The sequence below is a fragment of the Streptomyces niveus genome (assembly GCF_001723055.1).
Taxonomy (GTDB): Bacteria; Actinomycetota; Actinomycetes; order Streptomycetales; family Streptomycetaceae; genus Streptomyces; species Streptomyces niveus.
Genome location: NZ_MDCR01000009.1, coordinates 17551 through 38750 on the forward strand (window position 1 = coordinate 17551; position 21200 = coordinate 38750).

Here is a 21200-nt window from a genome sequence, read left to right on the forward strand (position 1 = left end):
GATTCCGTCACTATAGAAGCCGCCCGATGCGACATATCACTGAGGACCGAGTCTTGACTGACCAGCTGCGTTTGATGGCCGTGCACGCCCACCCCGACGACGAGTCGAGCAAGGGCGCGGCCACCATGGCCAAGTACGTATCCGAGGGGGTGGACGTGCTGGTCGTGACCTGCACAGGAGGCGAGCGCGGCTCCATCCTCAACCCCAAGCTCCAGGGGGACACCTATATCGAGGAGCACATCCACGAGGTCCGCAAGAAGGAGATGGACGAGGCCCGCGAGATCCTCGGCATCAGACAGGCGTGGCTCGGTTACGTGGACTCGGGTCTGCCCGAGGGCGACCCGCTGCCGCCGCTCCCCGAGGGCTGCTTCGCCCTGGAGGACGTCGACGAGGCGGCCGGCCGGCTCGTGCGGATGATCCGCGAGCAGCGCCCGCAGGTGGTGACGACGTACGACGAGAACGGCGGCTACCCGCACCCCGACCACATCATGACCCACAAGATCTCGATGGTGGCCTTCGAGTCGGCGGCCGACGCCGAGAAGTACCCCGAGGCCGAGTTCGGGCCGGTGTGGCAGCCGCAGAAGCTGTACTTCAACCAGGGGTTCAACCGTCCCCGTACGGTCGCGCTGCACGAGGCCCTGCTGGCGCGCGGTCTGGAGTCCCCGTACGGCGAGTGGCTGGAGCGCTGGAAGGAGTTCGGGCGCGAGGAGCGGACGCTGACCACGCATGTCCCGTGCGCCGACTTCTACGAGATCCGCGACAAGGCGCTCGTCGCGCACGCCACGCAGATCGACCCCGACGGCGGCTGGTTCCGCGTTCCGATGGACATCCAGCGGGAGGTCTGGCCGACGGAGGAGTACGAGCTGGTGAAGTCGCTCGTCGATACCTCCCTCCCCGAGGACGACCTCTTCGCGGGCATCCGCGACAATGCCTGATATGTATGCGACCCAGGCAGTGACGCAGCTCGTCCCGCTCGCCAAGGAGCTGGACGAGAACAAGGTGACGCCCGGCGTGCTCGGCTTCGTCGTCTTCGCCGTGATGGCGTGCGCCGTGTGGCTCTTGATGAAGTCGATGAACCGCCACATGGGCAAGGTCTCGTTCGACGAGGGGAAGCCGGCGGACGAGGCGAAGACGCCCGCGGCCCCGGCGGCCGGCCGACCGACGACATAAGGCGTACGCGCTCACGCGGTACGCGCCTTCGCGCTCCCGCCGGCCGCCCTCAAGGGCGCACGGTCAGCGGGAGTGCTCGCGTGTCCGGGGGCGGGGTGCTGTCCGCGGGACAGGGCCCGGGGAGTGCTTGCCGATCACGCCGGGCTCGCGGTCCCTGGCACGCACGCTCTCCGCGTCGGCGGTGGAGTCGGGTAGGCACGACACCCCCCAGGCCGACCAGCGGTTCCTGGTCGGCCCGGTCCAGGACCCGCCCGGCGTGGCCTCCGTACGGCGTCTCAGGCCCCGACCGCCTCCACCGGTACGCCCATCACCTCGCGCGCGTGCCGGTTCGGCACCATGCCCAGGCGCCACGCCTGCCAGCCGTCCTCCAGCGCGACGCCGCGCTCCAGCATCACGGAGAACGTCTCCGCGCAGTCGTTCAGCTTGCCGTCGCGTGACGGGTGCCGCGCCGCCACCAGCTCGGCCAGCTCCTGCTCCGCCACCACCGACCCGACCTCGACGCCGCCCGCCGAGGCGTACGGCAGCAGCGTGCAGCGCAGGAAGCGGGCCCAGTCGGCGCCCCGATGGTCGCCGTACGAGAAGAACAGCGCCGCCGCCTCGTCGCACAGCGCCAGCGCCTGGGCCGCCTTGCTGTTGCCCGCGTCGATGATCGCCAGCTCCAGACAGGTCCAGGCCTCGCCGTGGGCCACGCCGATCCGGCGGAAGTCCGCGCGGGCGTCGACGAGCAACTGCCGCGCGAAGCCCGAGTTGCGCAGATTCCCGGTCTGGACGGCCCGCTGGTCGCGGGTGACCCGGCCCGAGTGGTGCCGGGCGCAGGCCAGCCCGTACACGTCGCGCATCCGGGAGAACATCGAGCGCGCCCGCTCCAGTTCGCGTACGGCCTGGGCGGCGTCGCCGCACTCCTCCAGCGCCTGGCCCAGGTAGTACAGCGTCCACGCCTCGCCGCGCGCGTCCTCGTTGTCCCGGTGCCGGGCCAGGGCCTGGCGGAGCTGGTCGGCCGCCGACTCCTGCTCACCGTCGACCAGCCGGGCCCGCGCCAGCTGCGTCAGCGCCCACGCCTCGCCGCGACCGTCCCGGGTGCGGCCGTACAGATCCATCGCCTGGCCCAACTCCCGCTCGGCGCGCGGCACATCACCCATCCGCAGACAGACCTGCCCGAGCTGGAAGTGCGTCCACGCCTCGCCGTGCAGCGACTCGCCCTCCCGGTGCAGGACGAGCGCCGTCGACAGCAGCGCGACCGCCTCGGTGAGATTGGCCCGGTCCCGCTCCACCGCCGCCAGGGCGTGCAGCGTCCACGCGCGGTCGGCGCCGAGTTCGGCCGGGGCCTGGAGCTCCAGCGCCTCGCGCAGCTTCGCCGAAGCCTCGGTGAGATTGCCCTGGTGGTGCAGCGTGATGCCCAGCGAGCAGAGCGCGCGGGCCACGCCCGCGTCGTGGTGCGCCTCGCGGTAGAGGTCGACCACCGACGTCAGCGTCGACTTGGCCTTGTCCAGCTCGCCGAGCTGCCGGGCCGCGATGCCCGTACGCCACTGCACCGAGCGCGCCAGCAGCCCCTGGTCGACGGCCTGCGTCAACTCGCTGATCTCACCGAGCCGGTAGAGGTCCCCGCGCAGCAGGCAGTAGTCGCAGAGCGCGCCCAGCAGGGCAAGCACGGCCGCCTGGTCGACCCCCTCCGCGTGCCGCAGCGCGGCGGTGATGAAGCTCGACTCGTCGTCCAGCCAGCGCAGCGCGGCGTCGAGCGAGGAGAAGCCGTGCCCGCCGAACTGGTCGGCGCGCGTGGACGTCTTGCCGTCGACCAGCCGGATCACGGAGTCGGCCAGCTCCGAGTAGTTCTGGATCAGCCGCTCCTGCGCGGCCGTGCGGTCGGCGGGCTGCTCCTCGTCCAGCAGCCGGGCGTGCGCGAAGTTCCGTACGACGTCGTGGAGCCGGTAGCGGCTGGCGCGTACGTGGTCGAGCAGACCCGCCCGCGACAGCACCGTCAGCAGCCGCTCGGCCTCCTGCTCGTCGGTGGCCAGCAGCGCGGCGGCGGCAGCGGCGCCGAGCGAGGCACGCCCCGCGAGCGCGAGCCGCCGCAGCAGCCTGCGCGCCTGGTCGCTCTGGTCGGTGTAGCGCAGCCACATGGCGCGCTCGGCCGGGTCGACCGGGCCGTACGCCTCCAGGTCCGTGGCCAGTTGCATCGACGTACGCGCGCCGAGCGACGAGCCCGCGATGCGCAGCGCCAGCGGCAGACCGCCGCACAGCTCGCCGATCCTGTCGATGGTCTGGGCGTCGTACGGCCCGCCCACCGGCTCGTCGCCCGCGGTCTTCAGCAGCTCCTCGCAGCCCGCCCCGTCCAGCGCCTCGACCGGCAGCTGGTGCACCCACGCGGGGGTGTCCGGCGACAGCTCGACCGGCTGACGGGCCGTCACCAGGACGAGACTGTCGGAACGTTCGGGGACCAGGGTGCGGATCTGCTCGGCGTCGGACGCGTCGTCCAGGACGATCGTGACCGGCAGGCCCGTCAGATGCTGGTGGTACAGCTCGCTCAGCCGCCGCACCTGCTGCTCGGCCGACGACCTCTCACGGAACAGCAGTTGCTCGCGGGGCGCGCCGAGCCGGTTCAGCAGATGCAGCAGCGCGTCCCGCGTCGACAGGGGCGCCTCGCCCGCGTCGCCGCCCCGCAGGTCCACGACGCACGCCCCGCGGAACTGGTCCCGCAGCTGGTGCGCCGCCCGCACGGCGAGCGTGGTCCGGCCGGAGCCGGGCACGCCGTACAGCACGACGACGGTCGGCTTGGTCTCCGTCGACGCGCGGGCCGCGTGCACCCAGCGGGCGATCTGCCCGATGGCCTCGCGGCGGCCCGCGAACGGGCCTGAGGAGTCCGGGAGATGGCCGAAGGACTGTTCGAGGACACTGCGTCTGCGGGCCGCGGCACTGCGGTCCGATCCGCGCAACTGCGGTACGACGGTGGGTTTCTTGGTCGTACGCCGCGTCGCCTGCGTCAGGACGCGCTGCTGGTCCAGATACGGGCGGATGCCGCGTACCTCCAGCGCCGTCAGCCACTGGAGCCGCAACTGCTCGACGTCCCGGGCCTGTCCGGCCGCCCCGGCCCGTCCGGCGGGCCGGCCCGTCGACGCCACCTTGGCGACACCCGTCGCCGTACCGACGACCGCCACGATCACACCCGTACCGACGGCCGTCCCCGTCCCCGTACCGAGCCCGACGTCGGCGACGACGGCGGACGCGGCGGCAACACCCGCCACCAGCAGGGGTGTTCGCAGCGCACCTCCGCCGAGGCGCTCGCTCAGGGTGCGCCGCTCGGCGTCGGCCCGGTCGAGCTCCGCCTCGTACAGCGCGTACTCGTCCTTGGCGGACTCCGCTATCGCCTCCAACGCGCCCCGCCCGCGCGCCAGAAGCACTTTTCCGTCGATCCGCCCGCCCGAGCGCCGCACCTCTTCCTCGACGGCGCGTACCAACAGCCTCTCGGCCTCGCCCCGATGGCTGTCCCGCATATGCATCCCCCTCCGAGAGCATCCGGTGCTTCGGTGTGCCCCGCGCCAGTGTGCTCCGCGGGGCGCGCGAGCGCGAGGCGGCCTGCCGGGCCCGCGACGGTCTTTGCCACCGCTCCGCGCCGGGTGCCCACGCGCGTCACTCACGCGTCACTGTGCCCGTACGTCTTGCCCGCCCGGGGCCGCTGTTACGCCCGCGGCGGAAAGAGCCAGGTCAGTGGTGCGCCGGGTTAGGCTCAGGATGGCGGGTGCCGGTGCCGTTCCACAGCTACGGAGGAATCATGGGTGAAGGCGTTCTGCGTGCCGTTCCCGGTCCGGGCCCCGGCCGGGACGGCGAGGCCGACGAGCCGCTGCTGCGGGATCTCGTGGGGGCCGCGCTGCGGCGGGCACGGCTGCGGCAGGGGCGGACGCTGCGGGACGTCGCCGATCAGGCGCGGGTCTCGCTGCCGTATCTGTCGGAGATCGAGCGCGGGCGCAAGGAGGCGTCGTCCGAGGTGCTGGCCGCCGTCTGCGGTGCGCTCGGGCTGCGACTCGCGGACCTGGTGGGCGCGTTGCACATCGACCTGACGTCGAGGACGACCGTGTCCGTGGCGTCGACGGCGACGACGACGGCGAAGTGGGGCCGGCCGCGCCGGGGCGGACAGGCGAATCTCACGCTGCTCGCCGCCTGACATTCGTGGTTCGGGGCGGGACGGTGCGGGGCGGTGCGGGGCCCGGACCCCCGTGCCGGGCCCCGCACCGTACGCGGCTCAGGCCGTGCTCTCCGTCAGTTGCCGGGTCGTGATCACGCCGTCCACCAGGCCGTACTCCTTCGCCTGCGCGGCCGTGAAGTACTTGTCCCGGTCCGTGTCCTCGCGCAGCCGCTCCGGGCTCTGGCCCGTGTGATGCGCCAGGATGGACTCGATCTCGGCCCGCGTCCGCAGCACCTCCGCCGCCTGGATCTCCAGGTCCGCCGCCTCGCCCTGTCCCTGGGTGGACGGCTGGTGCAGCAGCACCCGTGAGTGCTGGAGCGCGGTGCGCTTGCCGGGCGCGCCCGCCGCGAGGAGTACGGCGGCGCCCGAGCCCGCCTGGCCGAGGCAGACGGTCGCGACGTCCGCGCGGACGAACTGCATCGTGTCGTAGATCGCGGTCAGCCCGGTCGCCGAGCCGCCGGGGGAGTTGATGTAGAGATGGATGTCCAACTCGCTGCTCACATGGTCGAGATGGAGCATCTGGGCCATGATCACGTTCGCGACGCCGTCGTCGATCGACGTACCGAGGAAGATGATCCGCTCGGAGAGCAGCCGGCTGAAGACGTCGTAGGAGCGTTCGCCGTTCGAGGTGCGCTCCACGACGATCGGGACGGTGTACTGCCCGCTCATGCCGCCGCCCCCTTGCCCGAGGCGCCGGAGCCGAACCCGAAGCCGAACCCGCCCGCCGCGTCGCCACCCAGCTCCGCGGCGCTGTGTACGACGCGGTCCACGAAGCCGTACTCCCTCGCCTGCTCCGCCGTGAACCACCGGTCCCGCCGCTGGTCCGCCGCGACCGTCTCCAGGCTCTGGCCGCAGTGCTCCGCGATCAGCTTCTGCATGGTCAGCTTGGTGTACGCCATGTTCTCGGCCTGTACGGCGATGTCGGCCGCCGTACCGCCGATCCCGCCGGACGGCTGGTGCATCATGATCCGCGCGTTCGGCAGGGCGTAGCGCTTGCCGGGTGCCCCGGCGCAGAGCAGGAACTGGCCCATGCTCGCCGCGAAGCCCATCGCCAGCGTGGCGACGTCGTTCGGGATGAAGCGCATCGTGTCGTAGACGGCCATCCCCGCGAGGACGGAACCGCCCGGGCTGTTCACGATCAGGACGATGTCGCTCTTGGGGTCCTCCTGCGACAGGAGCAGCAACTGCGCGCAGATCCGGTTCGCGATGCCGTCGTCCACCTGTTCACCGAGCACCACGATCCTGCCGTGCTGCAGGCGCCCGGCGATCTGGTCGTCGAACGGCACCGGGGCGGCCTCGGCGCGCGCCGTCACCGCCCGCCGTGGAACGGTCGAGAGCATGTTTCCTCCATGACCGGCCCCCGACGGCGGGCGCTCACCCGCCTCGGCCGGTCCACTCCACCCTGCGGACCCGGCTCCGGTGCGGGCGAGTGATTCTGCCGTGCGGAGATCTGCTCACCGCAGAGCGCCGCTACTGCCAGCCCTCCGGGGCCGGTCCGCCGCGGTCCGCCGACGTCGACAGGACCTCGCAGCCCATGCGCCGCGCCGCGTCGAACAGCGCCTCCCGGGCGCGGGGCCCGTCGCCGGGCGGGTAGGCGACGCGGATCTGGTGGCCGTACGCGGTCTCGTAGGTCAGCCGCCAGTCGAGAGCGGTCGCGGAGAAGTGATCCTGCCGGGCCTCGTCCCCGTCCTCCTCGTCGTGGTACGAGCCGCGGTCGGCCGTCGGCGCGAGGGCCTCGCGCAGGATGCGCAGCCGCTCGGCGTACGGCAACTCCCCATCGGACAGCCGGACATAGACATGGACGCGCTCCAGGAACGGATCGAACCAGGGCGTCGGCTCCACCGGCCCGCCGAAGACCGGGGTGTGGATCCGCCCGGTCAGCCACCCGTGCAGGAACGCCACCGCGCCCTGCTCGTGCGCGGAGTAGTACGAGCCCCGGGGATTCCACGCGACCACCGTCCAGCTGTCCGGCGCCCCGTCGGTCAGCCAGCACAGCCGGTCCCCGTTGTCCGTCCCGGCCCACGGCAGCAGCCCGCCGGGCTCCGGGTAGAAGGGGTAGGGGCACAGCTCGGGGTAGGTGTCGCGGAACGGGCCCTCGTCCTCCAGCAGCCCCCGCGCCATGGGTATCAGCAGGTCGTGCGGGCCGAACGGGTGCAGGGGCGTGATGAAGTCGGTGAACTGGCCCCGGCCGTAGCGCTCGACAAGTGCCTTGAAGTCGGCGGGCAGTTCACGCTCCAGCGCGGCCTCGACCCACGCCCAGTCCCCGGCCGCGTCCAGCGGTTCGGCGGGCGGTGGTACGAGGCGGACCAAGTCGTCGATCGTCGTCATGATCGCGAGTGTAGGGAGAGCCAGGTGTACATGCTGCGGCGTCTTACGCATCGCGCGTAGATGTGCAATCTTGTCTGCGTGACCGACGGTGCCAGCCGCGTGAACCTCAACTGACGTCCCATCAGCGTGAGTTGAGACCTTCGTACGATTGTGCCCGATCGGCCGTGCTACGCGCGTAGTTGACCTCCCCGTCCCCCCCACCGAAGAGGAAATTACAGTGAACAAGGTCATCAGAAGCACCGCGATCGGTGTCTCCGCTCTCGCTCTCGCGTTCTTCTCGTTCCCGGCGGCGGCCCAGGCCGCCCCCGCCGACACCAAGGCCCCGGCCGGCGCGCTCGCCAAGCTGAGCCACAGCACCGCCGCCGCCCAGCTCCGCAACGCCGGCATCGGCATCAGCTCCAGCGGCGGCTGCTCGGACCGCAACAACCCGACCTGTACGTCCCTCGAACAGGTCAACTCCGCCACCATCCAGGGCGCGATCACCCTCAAGAACGCCAGCGGCTGCGGCCTGACCGTCACCGGCGGCACGGAGACCGGCCACGCCTCGGGCACCTACAGCCACTGGAACGGCTACAAGCTCGACTTCTCCATGACGAGCTGCCTGACCAACTACGTCACCCGCAACTTCACCTCCATCGGTGGCAGCAAGTGGCAGTCGGGCGCCGGCAACATCTACTACAACGAGGTCAACCACTGGGACGTGACCTTCTACAACTGCGGCGGCTGCTGACCCCACCCCCGCCCCTCCCGTACGGACACTCGTAGGTTGCTCCCTCGCGCACGGGGGCGAGGGAGCAGCCTGTTCGGGCCGGGGGCGTCAGATGATTCCCAGGTCCACAGTGACCGAGAAGGGCGCGGCGGCCTTGATCACGCCGGTGGACATCTCGCCGTCCCTTGCACTGCCGGACGCCCGATTCGGAAGAGCCCGATGGCTGCCGGTCGGGGCACGGCCCTGTGAGAGGCTGGCCGGTATGAACCGGTTGGCTGGTGTGACCTCGCCTTATTTGTTGCAGCACGCGGAGAATCCGGTCGACTGGTGGCCGTGGGGGGCCGAGGCCTTCGCGGAGGCGCGGCGGCGGGATGTGCCCGTGTTGTTGTCCGTCGGGTATTCCGCCTGTCACTGGTGTCATGTGATGGCCCATGAGTCCTTCGAGGACGAGGCGACCGCCGCGTATCTCAACGAGCACTTCGTGTCCGTGAAGGTGGACCGCGAGGAGCGGCCCGACGTCGACGCCGTGTACATGGAGGCCGTGCAGGCGGCGACCGGGCAGGGCGGGTGGCCCATGACCGTCTTCCTCAACGCGGAGGGGGAGCCGTTCTACTTCGGTACGTACTTCCCGCCCGCGCCCCGGCACGGGATGCCGTCCTTCCGGCAGGTGCTCGAAGGTGTCAACTCCGCCTGGACCGACCGGCGGGCGGAGGTCGGGGAGGTCGCCGGGCGGATCGTGGGGGAGCTCGCGGGGCGGTCCCTGGCGCATGGGGGTGAGGGACCGCCCCGCGAGTCAGAACTCCATGCGGCGTTGCTCGGGCTGACGCGGGAGTACGACCCGGCAAGTGGCTGGCTCGGTGGCGGGGATACGAGGTTCCCGGCGAGCATGGTGATCGAGTTCCTGCTCCGGCACCACGCGCGCACGGAGTCCGAGGGTGCTCTTGAGATGGCGGAGGGGATGTGCGACGCCATGGCGCGTTCGAGCCTCTTCGACCAGTTGGGCGGGGGCTTCCACCGGTACGTACTGCGCCAGCAGTCCAATGGGACTTTGGTGCCGCACTTCGAGAAGATGCTCTACGACAACGCGCTGCTCTGCCGCACGTACGCGCGGCTGTGGCGCGCCACCGGATCCGATCTGGCGCGGCGCGTCGCGCTGGAGACCGCCGCCTTCATGGTGCGGGAACTGCGCACCGCCGAGGGCGGGTTCGCCTCCGCGCTGGATGCCGACAGTGACGACGGGGGCGGGAAGCACGTCGAGGGGGCGTACTACGTCTGGACGCCGCAGCAGCTCGGGGACGTACTCGGGGCGGACGACGCGGAGTTCGCCGCCCGGTACTTCGGGGTGACCGAGGAGGGGACCTTCGAGGAAGGGGCCTCCGTTCTGCAACTCCCGCAAGGGGAAGGCGTGGTGGACGCCGGGCGGGTCGAGTCCGTGCGGCGGCGGTTGTTCGAGGCGCGGGATCTGCGGCATCGGCCGGGGCGGGACGACAAGGTCGTCGCCGCGTGGAACGGTCTCGCGATCGCCGCACTCGCGGAGACCGGCGCGTACTTCGAACGGCCGGATCTCGTCGAACGCGCGACCGAGGCCGCCGATCTGCTGGTGCGGGTGCACATGGACGAGACGGCGCGCCTGGCCCGTACCTCCAGGGACGGCCGGGTCGGCGCCAACGCCGGCGTGCTGGAGGACTACGGCGACGTCGCCGAGGGCTTCCTCGCGCTCGCCGGGGTGACCGGCGAGGGCGTGTGGCTGGACTTCGCCGGATTCCTGCTCGACACCGTCCTCGCCCAGTTCACCGGCGAGGGCGGGGCGCTGTACGACACCGCGCACGACGCCGAGCCGCTGATCCGCAGGCCCCAGGACCCGACCGACAACGCCACCCCGTCAGGCTGGACCTCGGCCGCCGGGGCGCTGCTGAGTTACGCCGCCCACACCGGCTCCGAGCCGCACCGTACGGCCGCCGAGGGCGCGCTCGGTGTCGTCAAGGCGCTCGGGCCGCGCGCGCCGCGGTTCATCGGATGGGGCCTCGCCGTCGCCGAGGCGCTGCTGGACGGGCCGCGCGAGGTCGCCGTCGTGGGGCCGCCCGGCGATCCGGCGACCGTCGCGCTGCACCGTACGGCGCTGCTGGGGACGGCGCCCGGCGCCGTGGTCGCCGTCGGCCAACAGGCCGACGGCGAGGCGGAGTTTCCGCTCCTCGCCGGGCGGCCCCTGGTGGGTGGCCGGGCTGCGGCGTATGTGTGCCGGGGCTTCGTCTGTTCTGCGCCTACCGGTGAAGTGGACGTGCTGAAGCGGGAGTTGGGCGTACGCGTGTAGCAACGGGCCCGCCGGATGCACAGGTTGACGGCTTTGTGAAGCATGCAAAATCGGACGTAATCGCAGAGTTCACCGAATTGGGCCCTCTGTCGTCACACTTCCCCCCTATCTTCATCACGAAGGACACGTAATCGGGGGACCGGCGGCCGGGGGGGCCTTGCCGCGGTTCACCCGCGGCCAAGGGGGGCCATGTGGTCACGTCCGTATTCATCGCTGCCGTTTCGCTGGCGCTGTTCTGGATGGCGGCGTTCACGCTCTGGTGGCAGATGCACGCCTGGCGTACGCCGGAGACGCTGGCGGCGACACGATTCGACCGGCCGGACGGGGGACCGGCGCGTTCGTTCTCGCTGCTGCTGCCCGCCCGTCATGAACAGGCCGTTCTTGAGCACACCATCGAGCGGCTGCTGGAATCCAGCCACTCCCGTTTCGAGATCATCGTCATCGTCGGACACGACGACCCCGAGACCGCGGAGGTCGCCGAGCGGGCCGCCGCCCGCGATCCCGCCCGGGTCCGGGTCGTCGTCGACACCCATCTGTCCAAGAACAAGCCCAAGGCGCTCAACACGGCGCTGCCGCACTGCAACGGCGAGGTGGTCGGGGTCTTCGACGCCGAGGACCAGGTCCACCCGGAACTGCTCACCCATGTCGACCACGCCTTCCGCTCCACCGGCGCCGACGTCGTCCAGGGCGGCGTCCAGCTGATCAACTTCCACTCCAGCTGGTACAGCCTGCGCAACTGCCTGGAGTACTTCTTCTGGTTCCGCAGCCGGCTGCACCTGCACGCGCAGAAAGGGTTCATCCCGCTGGGCGGCAACACCGTCTTCGTCCGCACCGATGTCCTGCGCGACGCGGGCGGCTGGGACCCCGACTGCCTCGCCGAGGACTGCGACCTGGGTGTACGGCTGTCCAGCAGCGGCAAGAAGGTCGTCGTCGCGTACGACTCCGACATGGTCACCCGCGAGGAGACGCCCGGCTCGCTGATGTCGCTGCTGAAGCAGCGCACCCGCTGGAACCAGGGTTTCCTCCAGGTCTACCGGAAGAACGACTGGCGCCAACTGCCCACGCCCGGACAGCGGTTGCTCGCCCGCTACACGCTGATGACACCCTTTTTCCAGGCGATCACCGGTGTCGTCATCCCGCTCAACGTGGCCATCGCGCTCTTCCTCGACGTGCCCGTCGGGATCGCCTTCATCACCTTCCTGCCGGCCGTCACCGCGCTCGTCACCTTCGTGTTCGAGCTGGTCGGACTCCATGACTTCGGCAGACAGTACGGACTCAAGGTCCGGCTCACGCACTATCTCAAGCTCGTCGTCGGCGGCCCCTTCTACCAGGTGCTCCTCGCCGGCGCGGCCGTCCGTGCCGTGTGGCGCGAGCAGCGTGGCCGCCGTGACTGGGAGCTGACCAGTCATGTCGGCGCGCATCTCACCGGAGACAGCCGCGACAACCGCGACAGCCGCGACAGCCGAGACACCCGAGAGGACGTCCACGCGTGACCTCGACCCTCCCCGTGGAGGCGACGGAGACGGCCACCGGCCGGACCACCGAAACCGCCCCCGCGCAGCTCAGCCCTGCCCCGAGCCCCCCGGGCCCGGTCGCCGGGACCGCCCAACGGCGGCTCGACAAGCGGCAGTTGCTGATACGGCCCGTCGTCCGCTTCCGTACCTCCCGCGCCGATCTGCTCCTCTGCGCCGCCCTGCTCCTGGTGATCATGACCGTCCAGGGCTGGAACATCCAGCACTACCCGACCCTCAGCGACGACGAGGGCACCTACCTCGCCCAGGCGTGGGCCGTCCAGCAGGGCGAGGGACTCGCCCACTACACCTACTGGTACGACCACCCGCCGCTCGGCTGGCTCCAGATAGCCGCGCTCACCTGGCTGCCCTCGCTGATCGCACCCGAATCCATGACCGTCGGCACGATGCGCTTCGCGATGCTGCTGGTCAGCGCAGCCAGCGCGGTGCTGCTCTACGTACTCGCCCGGCGCCTGTGGCTGCCGCGCTGGGCCGCTGGCCTCGCGATGGCGCTGTTCGGGCTCTCCCCGCTCTCGGTCGTGCTGCAACGGGAGATCTTCCTCGACAACATCGCCGTGATGTGGATGCTCCTCGCCTTCTGCCTCGCCGCCTCGCCCAACCGGCATCTGTGGCACCACTTCGCCGCCGGACTCGCGGCGGCGGTCGGGGTGCTGACGAAAGAGACGATGCTCATCGTGCTGCCCGCCGTGCTGGTGACGATGTGGCGGCACGGGCACGCCGACACCCGTAAGTTCGCGGTCACCGGAGCCATCACCGCCTGCGCGCTGATCGGGCTCTCGTACCCTCTCTTCGCCCTGCTCAAGGGCGAGTTGCTGCCCGGCGACGGACATGTGTCGCTCTGGGACGGCGTCACGTACCAGATGAGCAGACCCGGATCCGGCTTCCTCCTCGACCCGGGATCCGGGTCGCACGGTGTGTTCCAGTCGTGGCTCTACTACGACCGGGTGCTGCTGTTCGGCGGTGTCGCGGGCGCGCTCCTGCTGCTCCTCACCGTCCGCTGGTCCGTCACCGCGCGGGCGCTCGCCGGACCCGCGCTCGCCGTCGCGATCCTCACCGCCGTCGCGCTGCGCCCCTCCGGCTACCTCCCGGCGATGTACGTCATCCAGGGGCTGCCGTTCCTGGCCCTGATGCTCGCGGGCGGCGCGGCCAGCGTCACGCACGCGCTGCTGCGCCGGGGACGCCGGCCCGACGAGCGCCGGGGCCTGACCGCCGTACGGTGGACCGCCCTCGCCGTGCTGGTCGCGGCCTCCGTCGCGTACGTCGCACCCCGCTGGTACGACGGCAACCGCACCGCGCTCACCGCCGACGCCAACGCCCCCTACCGGGCGGCCGTCTCCTGGATGGCGACCGAGGTGCCCGACCCGGCCGGCACCCGGGTCCTGGTGGACGACGCGATGTGGCTGGACCTGGTGCACGCCGGATACCGGCCGGGGCTCGGCGCCATCTGGTTCTACAAGGCCGACCTGGACCCGGCCGTCACCAAGACGATGCCCGGCGGCTGGCGCGACATCGACTACGTCGTGGCGTCACCGACCGTCCGGCGCGACGCCGCCGATCTGCCGCGCGTGCGCGACGCGCTCACGCATTCGACCGCCGTCGCCGTCTTCGGGGACGGCGAGGACCGGGTGGAGATCCGCCGGACCACGGACGCCACGGGAGACGAACGATGAGCATTCTTCCGGTACCTCCCCGCAGGACCGGGGACGGTGAACTCGGCGACGCGGAGCTGGAGTCCACGGCGGTCGCCGAGCCCGGCGCCGTCACCGTCATCATTCCGACCTTCAACGAGGCCGCGAACGTACGGGAGTTGCTGCGGCAGCTCACCGAGTCCGTACCGTCCAGGCTGCCGTGCGAGGTCCTGTTCGTGGACGACTCGACCGACGGCACCCCGGCGGCGATCGCGGAGGCCGCGCAGGACTGCCCGTTCCCCGTCGCCGTCATCCACCGCGACGAACCGGTCGGCGGTCTCGGCGGCGCCGTCGTCGAAGGACTGCGCACCGCCGGGTCCGAGTGGATCGTCGTCATGGACGCCGACCTCCAGCATCCGCCGTCCCTGGTACCGGAGTTGGTCGCCGCGGGCGAACGGACGACGGCCGACCTCGTGGTCGCCAGCCGGTACGTCGACGGCGGCAGCCGGGCCGGACTCGCCGGCGGCTACCGCGTCGCCGTCTCCCGCGCCGCCACCTGGCTGACCAAGGGCCTGTTCCCGCGCCGGCTGCGCGGCATCAGCGACCCGATGAGCGGCTTCTTCGCGATCCGGCGCGGCGCGGTCACGGCCGACGCCGACGGGCTGCGCCCGCTGGGCTACAAGATCCTGCTGGAGCTGGCCGTACGGTGCCGGCCTCAGCAGGTCGCGGAGGTGCCGTTCGTCTTCCGCGACCGGTTCGCGGGCGAGTCCAAGTCGACGGCCAGGGAAGGGGGCCGGTTCCTGCGGCATCTCGTCGAGCTGCGTACGGCGTCCGCGCCGGCCCGGATGATGGCCTTCGGACTGATCGGGCTGACCGGCTTCGTACCGAACCTGCTCGCGCTGTACGGCCTGACGGGCGCCGGGATGCACTATCTGCCGGCCGAGATCGTCGCCAATCAGTTCGGTGTGGCGTGGAACTTCCTCCTCATCGAGCTGCTGCTGTTCCGCAACCGGCGCGAACACCGGCACTGGGCGGACCGGGTGGGGCGCTTCGCGCTGCTCGCCAACGCCGATCTGCTGCTGCGGATACCGCTGATCGCCCTGTTCGTGGGGGAGTTGGGGATGGAGGTGCTGCCGGCGACGGCGCTGGCGATGCTGGCGACGTTCGTGCTGCGGTTCGCGGGGACGGAGACGCTGGTGTATCTGCCGAAGGGGAGATGGCGGCGCGGGAGCGCGGACGCGACCCGTCCGGCCCGTTCCGCTCCTCGGGAGAGGAGCGGCAGGCCATGACACCGTTCCGCAGGCCACCCGCCCGGCGCCGGCGCCGTACCGCGCTGCTCTCCGTCACCGCGCTCACCGCCGGACTGCTGCTCAGCGTCAGCTTCCAGCAGCCCGCGACCGCCGGTCCCAACCTTGTGAAGAATCCCGGCTTCGAGACCCCCGGCGTTGGGGGCGGCGCCGCGATGCCGGACTGCTGGTCGCAGTCAGGCTGGGGCGACAACGACTTCACCTTCGCCACCGTCGCCGACGCGCACAGCGGCACCAAGGCGCTCAGGGTCGAGCTGACCCGGCGCGTCGACGGCGACCGCAAGGCGCTGGTCACCGAGTCGGCGGCGTGCGCCCCCGCCGTACAGCCGGCGAAGCAGTACGACCTCTCCCTCTGGTACAAGTCGACGACACCGGACACCGCGATCACGCTCTTCCGGCACGACACCGTGGCCGGCTGGCAGTACTGGACCGACCTCAAGACCCTTGACCTGAGCGCCGGTTACGTACGCGCGGAGGTCCGCACCCCCGTCGTACCGCCCGGCACCGACCGGATCAGCTGGGGTGTCTCCGTCTTCGGCACCGGCAGCGTCACCACCGACGACTACGGCATGGAGGAGGTCACCGTCCCCGCGCCCGACCCGGACTGCACGGGCACGGCCGCGGACTGCGCCGACGGCCGCTGGGAGGTGCTGGAGACGGAGAATCCGGTGCGTTCCATGCACTCGGTGGTCCTCAACAACGGCAAGGTGCTGCTGATCGCCGGGTCCGGCAACGACCCGGAGCGGTTCGAGGCGGGGACGTTCACCTCGGCGGTGTACGACCCCGAGGACGGGACGTACGAGACGATCCCCACGCCCGACGACATGTTCTGCTCGGGCCACGTCCAGCTGTCCGACGGCCGCGTGCTGGTGATGAGCGGCAACAAGGGCTATCCGTCGGCGGACGGCACGGTCGGCTACCAGGGCTACAAGGACTCGTACCTCTTCGACCCGGCCACCGAGACGTACACGAAGACGAACGACATGAACGACGGGCACTGGTATCCGTCCGCCACGGTCATGGGCAACGGCGACGTGCTGTCCCTCGGGGGGCTGCGCGAGGACTCGTCCGGCTCCGTGACGACCGAACGCTGGTCGGCCGCCGAGGAGAAGTGGCTGCCGCTCGGCGAGGTCAACCAGACCTGGTCGTACTGGGGTCTGTACCCGTCGATGGTGCTGATGCAGGACGGCCGGCTCTTCTACTCCGGCAGCCACACCTTCGGCAACGGCACGCCAGGCACCGGCGCCTCCATCTACGACTACGACGCCAACACGATCACCGACGTGCCCGGACTGCGGAACAAGGACGAGCGCGACCAGTCGGCGAGCGTGCTGCTGCCACCGGCCCAGGACCAGCGGGTGCTGACCATCGGCGGCGGGAACATCGACAGCAACCCGGAGGCCAACCGCCTCACCGACATCATCGATCTGAAGGAGCCGAGCCCCCGCTACCGGGCGGGTCCGCCGCTGCCGCAGGGCACCGTGGACCTCGGGGGCCCCGGCGGGCCGCAGCCGCAGACCGGCGGGCAGGGCAAGATGTACGGCTCCGCAGTGCTGCTGCCGGACGGCACGGTGCTGGAGACGGGCGGCGCGCTGCACAACCGGGCCGATCCGGTCTTCTCGGCGTCGGTCTTCGACCCGGTGACGGAGACGTACGACAAGGTGGCCACCGACCCTCAGGCGCGCGGCTACCACTCGTCGGCGTTCCTGCTGCCCGACGGGCGGGTCATGGCGACGGGCGACAACCCGGGCAACGGCTCCTGGAACCACCAGGTGTCGCTCTACACCCCGTCGTATCTCTTCAAGGGGCCCCGGCCGGAGATCACTTCGCTGCCCGACCCGGAGTGGACGTACGGCGACACGCAGCGGATCACGGTCGACCGGCCCATCGCCAAGGCCGAGTTGATCCGGCCCGCGGCCGTGACGCACTCGTCGGACCCCAACCAGCGGTTCGTGGACCTGCCGTTGACGGTCGAGGGGAACGGACTCACCGTCGATCTGAATGTGACGGGCAATCCGAACATCGCGCCGCCCGGGTGGTACATGCTCTTCGCCGTTGACGCGAACGGCGTGCCGTCGGTGGCCGAGTGGGTGAGGCTGAGCGGCCCGGCGGCGTTGGCCGACAGGTCGGCGCCGTCGGCGTCCGCCCATGTCCACGATTTCGCGGGGGAGTTGGGGAAGCCGGCCAAGAAGCCCGCGAAGAAGCGGACTTCGGCGCCGGTGAGCCCGCAGATCTCGGGCTGCGACCGGCACTACGGCTCGGCGGACGTCTGCGTCCCGACGGTCTTCCCGGAGACGGTGCGGGCGACGAAAGGCACGGCAGGGACCAAGACGGGGACGAAGTCGCTCACGCGGGCGCGCTGCGACTGGCTCGCCGCGAACGGCTACGGCGTGCTGAAGGTCAACGGGAAGGACGATCCCCTGCGGCTGGACCCGGACCGCAACGGGCGGGCGTGCGGCTGAGACGACCCCTCTGACAGAAAGCCCCGGTCAGAGGGACAGCCCGCCTTCGAGCGAGTCGAGCGCGCGGTCGACGAGCACGGCCAGATTCTCCTTCTGGTCGTGCTCGGCCCAGTAGATCGTGACCTCGCGCAGCGCCGCCATCACCGAGGCGGTGAAGACCCGTACCTCCAGGTCGCCCTCGTCGCGCCCCGTACGGTCCGCGACCGCGCGGGACAGCAGGAGCGCGGTCTCCGCCATCGTCTCGGTCATCCTGGCCCGTACGGCGGGGATCTCCAGCATCAGCTTGCTGCGCTGGAGCAGCTCCTCGGGCTGGTCGGCGAGGATCGCCTCCACCGCCTGCCGCAGCACGGCGCGCAGCGACTCCAGCGGCGGCTCGTCGGCGGGCCGGGCACGGATGGCCGCCTCCATCACCGGGTCGTCGAACTCGTCGGTGAGGACGATGTCTTCCTTCGTCGGGAAGTAGCGGAAGACGGTGGAGGGGGAGACCTCGGCCGCCGCCGCGATCTGCTCGACGGTGGTCGCCTCGTAGCCCTGATCGGTGATGAGCCGGTACGTCGCCTCGCGGATCGCGACGCGGGTCTTGAGCTTCTTCCGTTCGCGCAGACCCAGCCGGGGCTGCTGCGCGTCGTCGGAGGGGAGGGGTGCGGAGGCGGCCATGCCGCTTATTGTCGGGCATCCGCCGGTGGGCTCACCACTTCCGTGCCGGTTCCCTCGCTCTCGCCCGTCAGGGCTGCTGGTACGCCACCAGCGAGATCCCGATGTAGTGCACGACGAACGCGGCGAGCGTGAGTGAGTGGAAGACCTCGTGGAAACCGAACCAGCGTGGTGACGGGTTGGGGCGCTTCAGCCCGTAGATCACACCGCCCGCGCTGTAGAGCAGCCCGCCGACGATGATCAGTACGAGGACGACGATCCCGCCCGTACGCATGAAGTCGGGCAGGAAGAAGACCGCGGCCCAGCCCATGGCGATGTAGCAGGGGGTGTAGAGCCAGCGCGGGGCGCCGACCCAGAAGACCCGGAACGCGATGCCCGCCACCGCCGCGCCCCAGACCGCCCAGAGGAGCGTCCGGCCGGTGGAGTCCGGCAGCAGCAGCATGGTCAGCGGGGTGTAGGTGCCCGCGATGATCAGAAAGATGTTGGCGTGGTCGAGCCGGCGCAGGATCGCTTCTCCGCGCGGGCCCCAATTGCCCCGGTGGTACACGCCGCTGACGCCGAAGAGCAGGCAGGCGGTGACGGCGTAGATCGCGCAGGCCACCCGCGCCTTGGTGGTGTCGGCCAGGACGATCAGCACGATTCCCGAGATCACGACGGCCGGGAACATCCCCATGTGGAGCCAGCCGCGCATCATCGGCTTGGCCGGGACGGGCAGCTGGATCTCGGTCGGTCCCCCTTCGGGTTGTCGGGGGTTCGCGAGCGAGTCGGACGCGGGAGAAGTCATGCGCTCATGCTACCTACGGGACCGTAGGTTCCGGATAGGAACGGCTGCTTGGGCTGCCCGCGCACCGGCAGGAGCGCGGGCGGGAGTGGTGATGCTCACGTGGGCGGCCCTCTGGACAGATGGGCGCGGGAGTCGGATGATCAAATGAGTGCGGTCGGCACCGGATGAGCGGTAACGAAGCGTCCGGGTCGCAGCCCCCACGGGGCATACACCTACAAACCCTCACCAAGGAGTAACCGTGGCGCGCGACACAGGGCTTTCCAGCGGAGACCCCCTCAATCCCGAGGCTCCCACCGCCCCGACCCGACACCAGGAGCTGATCTCCTGGGTCGACGAGATCGCGGCTCTGACCCAGCCGGACCGGGTGATCTGGTGCGACGGTTCGGAAGCCGAGTACGAGCGCCTGTGCGGGGAGCTCGTGGCCAAGGGCACGTTCACGAAGCTCGACCCGATCAAGCGCCCCAACTCGTACTACGCGGCCTCCGACCCCACCGACGTGGCGCGCGTCGAGGACCGCACCTTCATCTGCTCCGAGAAGGAGGAGGACGCGGGCCCCACGAACAAGTGGAAGGCCCCGGCGGAGATGCGCGACATCTTCACCGGTGAGCAGGGCGTCTTCCGCGGCTCGATGCGCGGCCGGACGATGTACGTCGTCCCGTTCTGCATGGGCCCCGTCGGCTCACCGCTCTCCGCGATCGGCGTCGAGATCACCGACTCCGCGTACGTCGCGGTCTCCATGCGCACCATGACGCGCATGGGGCAGCACGTCCTCGACGAACTCGGCGACGACGGCTTCTTCGTCAAGGCCGTCCACACGCTGGGCGCGCCCCTCGAAGCGGGCCAGGCGGATGTGCCGTGGCCGTGCAACACCACCAAGTACATCTCGCACTTCCCCGAGGACCGCGAGATCTGGTCGTACGGCTCCGGCTACGGCGGCAACGCGCTGCTGGGCAAGAAGTGTTACGCGCTGCGCATCGCCTCCGTCATGGCACGCGACGAGGGCTGGCTCGCCGAGCACATGCTGATCCTCAAGCTCACGCCGCCGCGCGGGGAGTCCAAGTACGTGGCCGCCGCCTTCCCTTCGGCCTGCGGCAAGACCAACCTCGCGATGCTGGAGCCCACCATCTCCGGCTGGACCGTCGAGACGATCGGCGACGACATCGCGTGGATGCGGTTCGGCGAGGACGGCAGGCTGTACGCGATCAACCCGGAGGCGGGCTTCTTCGGCGTCGCGCCCGGCACCGGTGAGCACACCAACGCCAACGCCATGAAGACGATGTGGGGCAACTCCGTCTTCACGAACGTCGCGCTCACCGACGACGGCGACGTGTGGTGGGAGGGCATGACCGAGGAGCCGCCCGCGCACCTCACGGACTGGAAGGGCAACGACTGGACCCCGGAGTCCGGGACCCCGGCCGCCCACCCCAACGCCCGCTTCACCGTGCCCGCCGGCCAGTGCCCGATCATCGCGCCCGAGTGGGAGGACCCCAAGGGCGTCCCGATCTCCGCGATCCTCTTCGGCGGACGCCGCGCCTCCGCCGTACCGCTGGTGACGGAGTCGTTCAACTGGCAGCACGGCGTCTTCCTCGGCGCGAACGTCGCCTCCGAGAAGACCGCCGCCGCCGAGGGCAAGGTGGGCGAGCTGCGCCGCGACCCGTTCGCGATGCTGCCGTTCTGCGGCTACAACATGGGCGACTACATGGCCCACTGGGTCAAGGTCGGCGCCACGGCGACCGCCAAGGGCGACGAGTCGAAGCTCCCGAAGATCTACTACGTCAACTGGTTCCGCAAGAACGACGCGGGCGAGTTCGTCTGGCCCGGCTTCGGCGAGAACGGCCGCGTACTGAAGTGGATCGTGGAGCGCCTGGAGGGCAAGGGCGAGGGCGTCGAGTCCCCGATCGGCGTCCTCCCGGCGAAGGGCGCGCTGGACACGGCCGGCCTCGACCTCTCCGAGGCGGACCTGGACTTCCTGCTCACGGTCGACAAGGAGGTCTGGCGCGAGGAGGCGTCCCTGGTCCCGGCCCACCTCAACACCTTCGGCACGCACACGCCGCCGGAGCTGTGGGACGAGTACCACGCCCTGGTGAAGCGCCTCGGCTGACCGGCTGCCCCGACCACCCCCGGAGAACGGCCCCCGG

At 70.8% G+C, this 21200-nt stretch carries 16 protein-coding genes and 1 pseudogene; 10 read left to right on the forward strand and 7 right to left on the reverse strand.

Features of this window, described 5'->3' with window-relative positions:
* Positions 1–53: 53 nt before the first annotated feature.
* Positions 54–935: a mycothiol conjugate amidase Mca gene (gene mca, locus BHU15_RS01135; RefSeq protein ID WP_069625434.1), complete on the forward strand. Its 882-nt coding sequence runs from the start codon at positions 54–56 to the stop codon at positions 933–935.
* The gene (locus BHU15_RS01140) at positions 928–1170 is read left to right on the forward strand and encodes a hypothetical protein (protein ID WP_079127794.1); all 243 of its coding nucleotides are present in this window, start codon (positions 928–930) and stop codon (positions 1168–1170) included. The genes mca and BHU15_RS01140 overlap by 8 nt, the downstream gene beginning before the upstream one ends.
* A gap of 275 nt (positions 1171–1445) precedes the next feature.
* Here BHU15_RS01140 and BHU15_RS01145 read toward each other — a convergent pair whose 3' ends face one another.
* A complete protein-coding gene (locus tag BHU15_RS01145) occupies positions 1446–4658 on the reverse strand; it encodes a tetratricopeptide repeat protein (protein WP_079127795.1) in 3213 nt (1070 codons plus the stop codon).
* Between the two features lie 278 nt (positions 4659–4936).
* On the opposite strand from BHU15_RS01145, the gene BHU15_RS01150 reads away from it, so the two are divergent.
* Positions 4937–5326 (forward strand): helix-turn-helix domain-containing protein, encoded by a 390-nt coding sequence (locus BHU15_RS01150; RefSeq protein WP_079127802.1) that lies wholly within the window; start codon positions 4937–4939, stop codon positions 5324–5326.
* Between the two features lie 78 nt (positions 5327–5404).
* On the opposite strand, the gene BHU15_RS01155 is transcribed toward BHU15_RS01150, so the two are convergent.
* The 3 genes from BHU15_RS01155 to BHU15_RS01165 all read right to left on the reverse strand — a co-directional run bounded on the left by BHU15_RS01155 (position 5405) and on the right by BHU15_RS01165 (position 7675).
* Positions 5405–6016 (reverse strand): ATP-dependent Clp protease proteolytic subunit, encoded by a 612-nt coding sequence (locus tag BHU15_RS01155; protein ID WP_069625437.1) that lies wholly within the window; start codon positions 6014–6016, stop codon positions 5405–5407.
* Positions 6013–6687: a ClpP family protease gene (locus BHU15_RS01160; RefSeq protein WP_069625438.1), complete on the reverse strand. Its 675-nt coding sequence runs from the start codon at positions 6685–6687 to the stop codon at positions 6013–6015. Before BHU15_RS01160 ends, BHU15_RS01155 begins: the two co-directional genes overlap by 4 nt.
* 130 nt (positions 6688–6817) lie before the next feature.
* Complete coding sequence (locus BHU15_RS01165) at positions 6818–7675, reverse strand: SMI1/KNR4 family protein (RefSeq protein ID WP_069625439.1); 858 nt, start codon at positions 7673–7675, stop codon at positions 6818–6820.
* 217 nt (positions 7676–7892) lie between these two features.
* Between BHU15_RS01165 and BHU15_RS01170 the strand changes: the two genes are divergently transcribed.
* Positions 7893–8405, forward strand: coding sequence for a hypothetical protein (locus tag BHU15_RS01170; RefSeq protein ID WP_023539051.1), 513 nt, complete (start codon positions 7893–7895; stop codon positions 8403–8405).
* 87 nt (positions 8406–8492) lie between these two features.
* Here the strand turns inward: BHU15_RS01170 and BHU15_RS42235 are convergent.
* Positions 8493–8570, reverse strand: a pseudogene (locus BHU15_RS42235) (Uma2 family endonuclease); the annotation flags it as partial.
* Positions 8571–8646: 76 nt separating this feature from the next.
* Here BHU15_RS42235 and BHU15_RS01175 point away from each other — a divergent pair.
* The 5 genes from BHU15_RS01175 (at position 8647) to BHU15_RS01195 (ending at position 17624) form a co-directional block, all read left to right on the forward strand.
* Positions 8647–10695 carry a thioredoxin domain-containing protein gene (locus BHU15_RS01175; RefSeq protein WP_069625479.1) on the forward strand — a complete coding sequence of 683 codons (2049 nt, stop codon included), beginning with the start codon at positions 8647–8649 and terminating at the stop codon, positions 10693–10695.
* Positions 10696–10886: 191 nt separating this feature from the next.
* Positions 10887–12188 (forward strand): glycosyltransferase, encoded by a 1302-nt coding sequence (locus BHU15_RS01180; RefSeq protein WP_069625440.1) that lies wholly within the window; start codon positions 10887–10889, stop codon positions 12186–12188.
* Entirely contained in the window at positions 12185–13897 is a 1713-nt protein-coding gene (locus tag BHU15_RS01185; protein WP_438284950.1) for an ArnT family glycosyltransferase, read from the forward strand. The genes BHU15_RS01180 and BHU15_RS01185 overlap by 4 nt, the downstream gene beginning before the upstream one ends.
* On the forward strand, positions 13894–15144 hold the full coding sequence (locus BHU15_RS01190; RefSeq protein ID WP_069625441.1) for a glycosyltransferase: 1251 nt from the start codon (positions 13894–13896) through the stop codon (positions 15142–15144). Before BHU15_RS01185 ends, BHU15_RS01190 begins: the two co-directional genes overlap by 4 nt.
* Positions 15141–17624, forward strand: coding sequence for a galactose oxidase family protein (locus BHU15_RS01195; RefSeq protein ID WP_079127804.1), 2484 nt, complete (start codon positions 15141–15143; stop codon positions 17622–17624). The genes BHU15_RS01190 and BHU15_RS01195 overlap by 4 nt, the downstream gene beginning before the upstream one ends.
* A gap of 27 nt (positions 17625–17651) precedes the next feature.
* Here BHU15_RS01195 and BHU15_RS01200 read toward each other — a convergent pair whose 3' ends face one another.
* Positions 17652–18281: a TetR/AcrR family transcriptional regulator gene (locus BHU15_RS01200; protein ID WP_069625442.1), complete on the reverse strand. Its 630-nt coding sequence runs from the start codon at positions 18279–18281 to the stop codon at positions 17652–17654.
* Positions 18282–18348: 67 nt separating this feature from the next.
* Entirely contained in the window at positions 18349–19062 is a 714-nt protein-coding gene (trhA, locus tag BHU15_RS01205) for a PAQR family membrane homeostasis protein TrhA (protein WP_069625443.1), read from the reverse strand.
* A 238-nt stretch (positions 19063–19300) separates the two neighbouring features.
* Between trhA and BHU15_RS01210 the strand changes: the two genes are divergently transcribed.
* Positions 19301–21163: a phosphoenolpyruvate carboxykinase (GTP) gene (locus tag BHU15_RS01210; RefSeq protein ID WP_069625444.1), complete on the forward strand. Its 1863-nt coding sequence runs from the start codon at positions 19301–19303 to the stop codon at positions 21161–21163.
* Positions 21164–21200 lie beyond the last annotated feature (37 nt).